The 8,471-nt window shown below is 67.1% G+C and carries 7 protein-coding genes; 4 read left to right on the top strand and 3 right to left on the bottom strand.

Features of this window, described 5'->3' with window-relative positions; genetic code table 11:
* Positions 1-1,053 (top strand): aminotransferase class III-fold pyridoxal phosphate-dependent enzyme (locus tag ACIQ3R_RS11800; protein WP_397418703.1); only part of this gene is annotated, 1,053 nt, incomplete at its 5' end.
* Here the strand turns inward: ACIQ3R_RS11800 and ACIQ3R_RS11795 are convergent.
* Entirely contained in the window at positions 1,037-1,813 is a 777-nt protein-coding gene (locus ACIQ3R_RS11795) for an aminotransferase class IV (RefSeq protein ID WP_397418701.1), read from the bottom strand. The two genes, ACIQ3R_RS11800 and ACIQ3R_RS11795, sit on opposite strands and share 17 nt — an antisense overlap.
* Before the next feature lie 13 nt (positions 1,814-1,826).
* Complete coding sequence (locus tag ACIQ3R_RS11790; RefSeq protein WP_397418705.1) at positions 1,827-3,173, bottom strand: anthranilate synthase component I family protein; 1,347 nt, start codon at positions 3,171-3,173, stop codon at positions 1,827-1,829.
* Positions 3,174-3,273: 100 nt separating this feature from the next.
* On the opposite strand from ACIQ3R_RS11790, the gene ACIQ3R_RS11785 reads away from it, so the two are divergent.
* The 3 genes from ACIQ3R_RS11785 (at position 3,274) to ACIQ3R_RS11775 (ending at position 7,521) form a co-directional block, all read left to right on the top strand.
* Positions 3,274-4,128, top strand: a complete 855-nt coding sequence (locus ACIQ3R_RS11785; protein ID WP_397418699.1) for an enoyl-CoA hydratase-related protein — start codon at positions 3,274-3,276, stop codon at positions 4,126-4,128.
* A gap of 138 nt (positions 4,129-4,266) precedes the next feature.
* Positions 4,267-6,375: a redoxin domain-containing protein gene (locus ACIQ3R_RS11780; protein WP_397418697.1), complete on the top strand. Its 2,109-nt coding sequence runs from the start codon at positions 4,267-4,269 to the stop codon at positions 6,373-6,375.
* Between the two features lie 156 nt (positions 6,376-6,531).
* On the top strand, positions 6,532-7,521 hold the full coding sequence (locus ACIQ3R_RS11775) for a D-2-hydroxyacid dehydrogenase (RefSeq protein WP_397418694.1): 990 nt from the start codon (positions 6,532-6,534) through the stop codon (positions 7,519-7,521).
* 3 nt (positions 7,522-7,524) lie between these two features.
* On the opposite strand, the gene ACIQ3R_RS11770 is transcribed toward ACIQ3R_RS11775, so the two are convergent.
* The gene (locus ACIQ3R_RS11770; RefSeq protein WP_397418692.1) at positions 7,525-8,163 is read right to left on the bottom strand and encodes a TetR/AcrR family transcriptional regulator; all 639 of its coding nucleotides are present in this window, start codon (positions 8,161-8,163) and stop codon (positions 7,525-7,527) included.
* Positions 8,164-8,471 lie beyond the last annotated feature (308 nt).

The following is an 8,471-nucleotide window of genomic DNA, read 5'->3' as shown; positions in this document are numbered from 1 at the left end:
GCCTTCGACTTCGCCACGCGGCTCGCCAAACTGGCTCCGTCAGGGATGGATCGGGTCTTTTTCACCAACTCCGGATCGGAGTCGGTGGACACCGCTCTGAAGATCGCCATCGCCTATCATCGGGCGCAGGGCGAGGGGCATCGGACTCGGCTTATCGGGCGCGAGAAAGGTTATCATGGGGTCGGTTTCGGCGGGCTCTCGGTGGGCGGTTTGGTCAACAACCGCCGCGTCTTCCCGACGCTCTCGTCGGACCACATGCGCCATACGCTGGACTACAAGCGCAACGCCTTCTCACGGGGGCAGCCTGAGCATGGGGCGGAGCTGGCGGATGATCTGGAAGCGCTGTGCGCCCTGCACGGCGGCGAGACCATCGCGGCGGTGATCGTCGAGCCGGTGGCCGGCGGCGGCGGCGTGATCCCTCCGCCCAAAGGTTATCTGGAGCGGCTGCGGGCGATCTGCGACAAGCACGGCATCTTGCTGATCTTTGACGAGGTGATCTGCGGCTTTGGTCGGCTGGGGACTCCGTTCGCAGGCCAGAAGTTCGGTGTCACGCCCGATTTGATGACCACCGCCAAGGGCATCACCAACGGAGTCTTCCCGATGGGCGCGGTGTTCGCCCGCACCCAGGTGCACGACGCCCTGATGCGCGGGCCGGAAGAGACCATCGAGCTCTTCCACGGCTACACCTATTCCGGACATCCTTCGGCCTGCGCGGCGGGGCTGGCGACCCTGGACATCTATGCGCGAGAGCGGCTGTTCGAGAATGCCGCGGCCCTTGAGCCGGACTTCGAAAACGCGATGCACTCACTGGCCGGCGCGCGCAACGTTATCGATGTGCGGAACATCGGCCTGATGGGCGCCGTGGAGATCGCGCCTCGTCCGGATGCGCCGGGCGCGCGGGGCTATGAGGCGCTGGTGCGATGCTTCGAGGCGGGGCTTATGGTGCGGGTGACAGGCGAGTCGATCTGCCTCGCCCCGCCGCTGATCGTCGACGCGGAGCGTATCGGCCACGCAGTGGAAATCTTGAGCAAGGTGATCAGCGCGATCGACTGACCGCCTTGGCGATCCGGGAGACCAGCGGCGAGGTCGGCAGGGCGCTCCCGTTCAGATCGGAGACGGCCCGCACGCCGATCAGGCTGTTGGTGATGAACATCGGCGCGCCGTTTAAGCGGCCTGGGTTGGCGAACACCTCGTGCAGCGGCAGTCCTAGATCGTGGCAGGCGGCGATCACGCGGCGACGAATGATCCCATCGAGCACGCCGGCCTCCAGCGTCGGGGTGAAGACTTCGCCGTGGCGAATCCAGAAGATGTTCGCGGCTGCCGCGCAGGCGATCTCGCCGGCCGTGTTGAGCATCAGGGCCTCGTCGGCGCCTGCGGCCTGGGCCTCGGCGCGGGCCAACACATTGTCGAGATAAGCCAAGCTCTTGAGGCGCGATGTGGGCGAGCGATCGTTGCGGCGGGTGCGCGCTATGGCCAAGCGAGCCGGTTCGGCGGGGGGCGCAGACGGCGCGGCCTGGGCCGTGAGACGCGGCGTGATGGGCACGGGTGTATCCAGGCCGCGCGCGCCGGAACCAGCGGTCCAGGTCAGGCGCACCGCGGCCCGGGCGGGCTTTCCGGCGGCGGCGAGGGCCTCGTGAGCGCTAGCTTCCAGCGCGGCGGCGTCGGGTAACGGCAGGCCCAGCGCGCGACAGCCGCGCCGCATCCGTTCAGCATGATCATCAAAGGCGTCGAGCCGGCCTTCGGTCCAAAGCACCGTCTCGAACAGCCCGTGGCCCAGCGTGAAGCCGCGATCGTCGAGCGGGACGTCGGTCATGGTAAACGTGGGGTCATGGGAAATGGGGGCTTCCGGAATCAGTCAGCACCTTGAGGATGGCGCCGATCTTGGCCGTCGTCTCCGCCGTCTCCTCCACAGGGTTGCTGTCGGCCACCACGCCGCCGCCGGCGCGGGCTTCGAAGACCCATCCTGCGGCCGTTTCGATCAGCGCGACGGTGCGGATCAGCACGCTGGCCTCCAAGGCTCCATCTGGACCGAGCCAGGCGAGGCTGCCGCAATAGGGGCCGCGCGGCGGTTCATGCCCGGCGATCACCTGCATGGCTTGAATCTTGGGCGCGCCGGTCACCGAGCCGGGCGGGAAGGCGGCCAGAAAGGCGTCCCAAGCGGTTCGGTCAGCTGTGAGGCGCCCGGTCACCCGGCTGACGAGATGATGCACGTTGGCGAAACTCTCCAGCGCCGCTAGGGTCGGGACGCTGACGCTGCCGGGGATGCAGGTTCGAGCCAGATCGTTGCGCATCAGGTCGACGATCATGAGGTTCTCGGCCCGATCCTTCGGGCTAGCCAGCAGCTCGGCCGCCAGGGTGGCGTCCGACGCCGGATCACAGCCTCGCGGCCTTGTGCCCTTGATCGGCGCGGTCTCGATCCGGAGACCGCCCATGGTCGGTCGCACTGACAGGAACCGCTCCGGCGAGTTGGAGACCAGCGCGCGCCCCGGCAGGCGCAGATAGGCCGCGTAGGGCGCCGGGCTCGACGCGACCAGGCGTCGGAAGATGTCAAAGGGCGTCGCTCCGCAGGAGAGCTGGCCGTTCCAGGCGCGGGCGAGGTTGGCCTGGAAAATCTCGCCGGCGGCGATGCGGGCGACGGTGTTCGCGACCGCCCGGCCATGGTCGGCGTCGCAGGTCTCCAACCGGATCGACCCGGCGAGCGGACCAGAATGCGGATGAACCGGCGCAGCCTCCAGCCAGCTAAGCGCCCTGTCGGCCCGCGCCTCCGCGCCCGGAGCGTCCGGGCCCCGCCCGACGGCCAAGGCGCGCTGATCCTCCGCATGGAAGGCCAGCAGGGCCGGGTAGCGGAGCATAACGAGGTCAGGCCAGTCCCCACGCGCCTGAGGCGCCCGAGGTTCCAGCGCGGCCGAAAGTTCGTAGGCGGCCAGCGCCAGCACGCCACCTTGGAACGGCGGCCCTAGCGGCGAGACCTCGCCGCGGGACATCAGATCGGCCGGCGCCCCCATCCTGGCCTCAAAATCGGGCGTGCGCAGCAGGTAGGTCCAGCCCGACGAGCCGGAATGCAGCACTGCGGCGCCGGGCTCGTCAGCGAAAGCCGACGCCACCGCCACCGGGTCCCTCCACGGGAACGGGATGATCGCTACGTGATCGAGGCGAGGCAGGGCGGAAGTCATTGTCACGGCAGGGGCGCCTATATCCGATCCGCGAGGCGATTGCCTGCCGCCTCGTCAGGTCACGTGAACTCGCCTCAATTCGCCAGCCGAGGACACACCAATGGCCTATGAGACGCTTCTGTACGACGTCGAGGACGGCGTGTTGACTGTCACGCTCAATCGTCCGGACAAGCTCAACGCTTACACCGCCGTGATGGGCGCGGAACTGGCGGACGCCTTTCGACGGGCCGACGCCGATGATGCGGTGCGGGTGGTGATTGTCACCGGGGCGGGTCGAGGGTTCTGCGCCGGCGCCGATATCTCGGGCGGCGCGAACGCATTCGACAGCGGGGCGGAGGGATCGGTCGCTTTCGCTGCGCCGGGACGGCCGAGACAGACCGGCGGCGGCTTCATCGAGGCGATATTCGACTGCCGCAAACCCTCGATCGCGGCGATCAATGGAGCGGCGGTGGGGGTCGGCCTGACGCTGACTTTGCCGATGGACATCCGGCTCGCATCCGAGGGCGCCAAGCTGGGCTTCGTCTTCGCCCGACGGGGCCTGGTGCCCGAGGCGGGGAGCGCCTGGTTCCTGCCGAGGCTGGTCGGCCTGCCCCAAGCGCTGCGCTGGTGCCTGACCGGCGCCATGATTGGGCCGGAAGAGGCGTTTGCGGCGGGCCTGCTGGCCGAAGTCGCCGCGCCCGGCGACTTGCTGGACCGCGCCCGGTCCATCGCGCGTGAGATCGCCGACAACACCGCGCCGGTCTCAGTGGCGCTGGCGCGGCAGATGCTATGGCGGTTCGCCGGCGCGGACGACCCTTCGGCGCTGCTCAAGGTGGATGGCGTGCTCTCCATGCAGCTGGGGGCCGGGCCGGATGTGAAGGAAGGCGTGGCCGCCTTTCTGGAGAAGCGCGCGCCGGCCTTCCCGGGCAAGGTTTCGAGCGACATGCCGCCCGCGTATCCATGGTGGCAAGACTGACAACGCCTCTTCCGAACATTGACTGGAAATAATGATGAAACGCGCGGGAGGCAGGTTATCTTCTCGCGCTTTGAACATCAGAATAGGTGGTCCCGTCGGGCGAGCGCCTACCGCGGGTGACTGGGAGGAAGTTTGGCAATGACCATGCTTGCGATGACGAAGAAGGTCTTCACTGTGATCGCGACTGTGGCCGGTTCGGCGCTGTTGAGCAGTTGCGCCCTGGAAGGCGTTGCGCCCAACGCCCTGATGGCCGGGTCCGACGCTGCGGCGAGCGAAACCGCCCGCACGATGACGCCCAGGACCATCGACAACTTCATGCTCGCCGACACCGACTACATGGGTCACGAGCTCTATCGGATGAGCGACGCCAAGCTGATCGTGATCATCAGCCACGCCAACGGCTGCCCGATCGTGCGCAACCTGGCTCCGGCGATCCGCGAACTGAAGGCCAAATACGAGGGCCAGGGCGTCCAGTTCCTGATGGTCAATTCCGCCACACAGGACAGCATGGAGGCCATCGCCAAGGAGAAGGCCGAGTTCAATTTCGACCTGCCGATCCTGAAGGATTCCAATCAGCTGGTCGGTGAGCAGTTGGGCGTCACCCGCACCGGCGAGTTCTTCGTGGTCGATCCCAAGACATGGCGCGTGGTCTATCGGGGTCCGCTCGATGACCGCCTCGACTACGGGGTGCAGAAAGCCAGGGCGAGCCACACCTGGACGGCGGACGCGATCGATGCGGCGCTGGCCGGCAAGCCTATCAAGATGGCCAACAAGCCCAGCCCTGGCTGCCTGATCGATTTTCCCGCGCGCTCCAACCCGGCCAAGCTGACCTATGTGAAGGACGTGGCGCCGATCCTGGAGGCCAAGTGCGTGGCCTGTCACCAGGAGGGTGGGATCGGTCCGTTCGCCATGACCAGCTATGAGATGGTCAAAGGCTTCTCGCCGATGATCCGCGAGGTGATCCGCACCGACCGCATGCCGCCGTGGAACGTCGACGCCCACGTCGGCAAGTGGGCCGACGACAGGAGCCTGACGCCCGCCGAAGTGAAGACCGTGGTCCACTGGGTGGAGCAGGGCGCGGTGCGTGGCGAGGGCAAAGACCCGCTGGCCACGACCCGCCACGTGGCCGAGCGCTGGCCGCTGGGCAAGCCTGACCTGATCCTCGATATCCCGGCCTACACCATCCCGGCTTCAGGCGTGGTCGACTATCAGCGTCCGGTGATGGTCAATCCGCTGAAGGAAGGTCGTTGGGTCAGGGCCTCAACCTTTGCGGTCAGCCAGCGACAAGCAGTGCACCATTTCCTGACCGGCTACCTGAATGAGGTTCCCGTCGACGGCAAGGGCAATGAGAGCCGCTGGGGCGCCTCGATGGGGGGCTATGCGGTGGGTGCTGAATCCACCCTTTGGCCGACCAACATCGGGACTTACCTGCCCCCTGGCGGCGCCATCGGCGTGCAGGCGCACTACACGCCCTTCGGCAAAGAGGTGACCGACAAGTCTCAGTTGGGCCTCTACTTCTACAAGGAGGGCGAGCAACCCGACTTGGTAATGCGCAACTCGGTGGTGATCGACCCCACCATCACCATCCCGCCCGGCGCCGCACGCCACAAGGAGACGGCCTACCTGGAGTTTCCAAAGGAGGCGCTGCTCTACTCGGCCTTCCCGCATGCGCATTACCGCGGCTATGCGTCGGATCTCTGGATCGAATACCCGGATGGCAGCCGCAAGATGCTGCTGGCCATGCCGCGCTACGACTTCAACTGGCAACGCGAGTACACCTTCGCCCAGCCTGTGAAGGTGCCGGCCGGCTCAAAGCTGATCGCCAGCTACTGGTACGACAACTCCAAGCAGAACCCCGCCAATCCCGACCCGACCAAGACCGTCGTCTGGGGCGACCAGTCGTGGGAAGAAATGTTCTATACCGCCGTGCGCTATCGCTGGGTCGATGAGACCTCGACCAAGCTCACCAACTATGACGAACTCCTGAACCAGGGCCGGATGATGGGGATGTTGGACGACAACATCGATGGCAAGCTGCAGAAGGCTGAGCTTCGCGGGCAGATGGGCGAGATGATTGGCCGCTACTTCGCGATGATCGACGCCGACAAGAGCGGCGCGCTGGAGAAGTCCGAGCTGGCCGCCATGCAGGGGATGATGCGGCGCCGCAATCAGGCCCAGCAGGCCCCAACGCCGGCCACGCCCCCGGCGGCCCCCACGGCCCGCCAGGGCGGCGCCGGGGGGCGCTAGAGCCCGCCGAACAGACGGGATCAACTGATCCCGAGAAAACAGGCTCGATGTCTTGGAGCTTGCGCGTGATGGGCGCCTATACGGGCATCCATTTGAGGCTGGGGTGGTCTAGCTAATCCGGAGCTCCCCCGGCTAAAGCTCGCAACGGAGGCGCCGATGCGTTTGTTGATTCATGAAAAGTCCCTGGCGCGAAATGCTGCGGCCATAGCCGCGCACGGCGACCGATTGACATTGCTGGTCGTCGACGACGCTGGGAAGATACGGGCAGACGGCGTGGAGGTGTCGGTGGAAGACGCCCAGCCGCACGCGGCCTGGACCAACTCCGACGTCTTTTTTGGCGGAGCCCTGCGGGCGTTCATGACCGCGACGCTGAAGTCCCAGGTGCTGAGATGGGTGCAGAGCGGGGCAGCGGGGTTCGACAATCCCGTTTTCGGCCAGTTCGTGGACAAGGGCGCTGTGCTGACCACCAGCCACGGCCAGGCGGTCGGCATCGCCGACTATGTGCTATGGGGCGTGCTCGATGCTCTGCAGGGCGGCGCGGATCGGCGGGCGGATCAGGCGGCGCGACTTTGGACCCGCCGGGCTTTCCGCGAGGTCGCCGGCTCTCACTGGGTGATCCTGGGCTTTGGAGCCATCGGTCAGGGTATCGCAGAACGCGCCCGCGCCTTTGGGGCGGAGATTACGGCCGTGCGCCGCAACCCCGATCCGCATCCGCTGGCGGATCGGATGGTCTCTCCGGCGAGGTTTGCCGACGTCGCGGCCGAGGCCGACGTGCTGGTCCTTTGCGCGCCTGCGACGGCCGAGACCCGTCATATCGCCAATGCCGCCGTGTTCGAGCGGATGAAGCCGGGTTCGGTGTTCGTGAATGTCGGACGGGGCGCGCTGGTGGAGGAACCCGCCCTCCTCGCGGCGCTCGACCGCGGCGCGCCGGGCCATGCGGTCCTGGATGTGTTCGAGACCGAGCCGCTGCCGACCGACAGCCCGTTCTGGGCTCACCCGGCGGTTACGTTGACCCCGCACGTATCGGGCGTGAGCTCCGGCAACGCCAAGCGCAACGATGCGCTGTTCCTGGACAATCTTGGGCTTTGGGTGGCGGGACAGCCGCTGCGCAATGTGGCCGATCCCAAGGACGTGCGGGCCGGCTGAGCTTCAGTCAGACCACAGGCCCTGGGCGTCGCCACGGCGATTGAGCGCGCGGACTGCCCGCTTCACGACCGCCAGCAGGCGCTCGCGGCGCGCGTCTTCGTCATAGGTCAACGCGCCGCGCGCCAGGCCCTCCAGCAGGAAACGACCCAGATCGCGACTGGTCTGGAAGCGGGGATCAGCACCGGCCTGGACCATCGCGCCGAACCGGTCGCCGCCAACCTGGGCGTGGTCGAAGGCGCTGCGGGCGCTGGCCAGACGCGTCGCCAGCATGGGATCTGTCCGGGCGGCGGCTTCCAGTTCGGCGAAGGCGACGAAGGGTGGCGCTTGCAGCAGCGCCCAGTAGACGTCGATGGCGTGTTCGGCGGCGTCCATGCCGGGCGGATAGGGCTCGGCGGCTGCAGCCTCGAAGAGGCGCGCGCGCTCGGTTTCGATATGGGCGACGGCGGCCTCCACCAGTTCTTCGCGGGTAGCGAAGTGATAGAGCATGGCTCCGCGTGTCAGGCCGCTGGCTTCGGCGATCACCGCGTTGGTGGCCGCATGATAGCCAATCTCGACGAACAGACGCAGGGCCGTGTCCAGAATCCGACCGCGCGTGCGGCGTGACTTTGGCGTCTGGCGTTGTGGGGTGGAGAGGGCGTCCATGGCGGCCGGTTTGTCGACCCGCGTCGCCGGGCCGTCGAGTCTGTCTTCGTAGACCGGCGTTCGCTTTCGGGCCAGTTGGATCGCCGGATTCCGCGAGTTCGCGCCGGGTCTGCGCGGCGCTTGGGCGCCCAGTGACACCGGGAGAGGCGTCGAGACGCCCCAGGCGTTGACTTGTCCAACCCTTTCATGACAGTGCGACTGCCATGAAAAGCCCCCTTCCGAGTTTGCGCGACCGTCAGCGGGAGGAAACCCGCGCCCAGATCCTGCGCGCCGTCGGTCGCTTGCTCGAGCATCGGTCACTCGAGGAT

Source organism: Phenylobacterium sp. (genome assembly GCF_044371015.1).
Taxonomy (GTDB): domain Bacteria; phylum Pseudomonadota; class Alphaproteobacteria; order Caulobacterales; family Caulobacteraceae; genus Phenylobacterium.
This window is presented reverse-complemented; position numbering and strand designations above follow the sequence as displayed.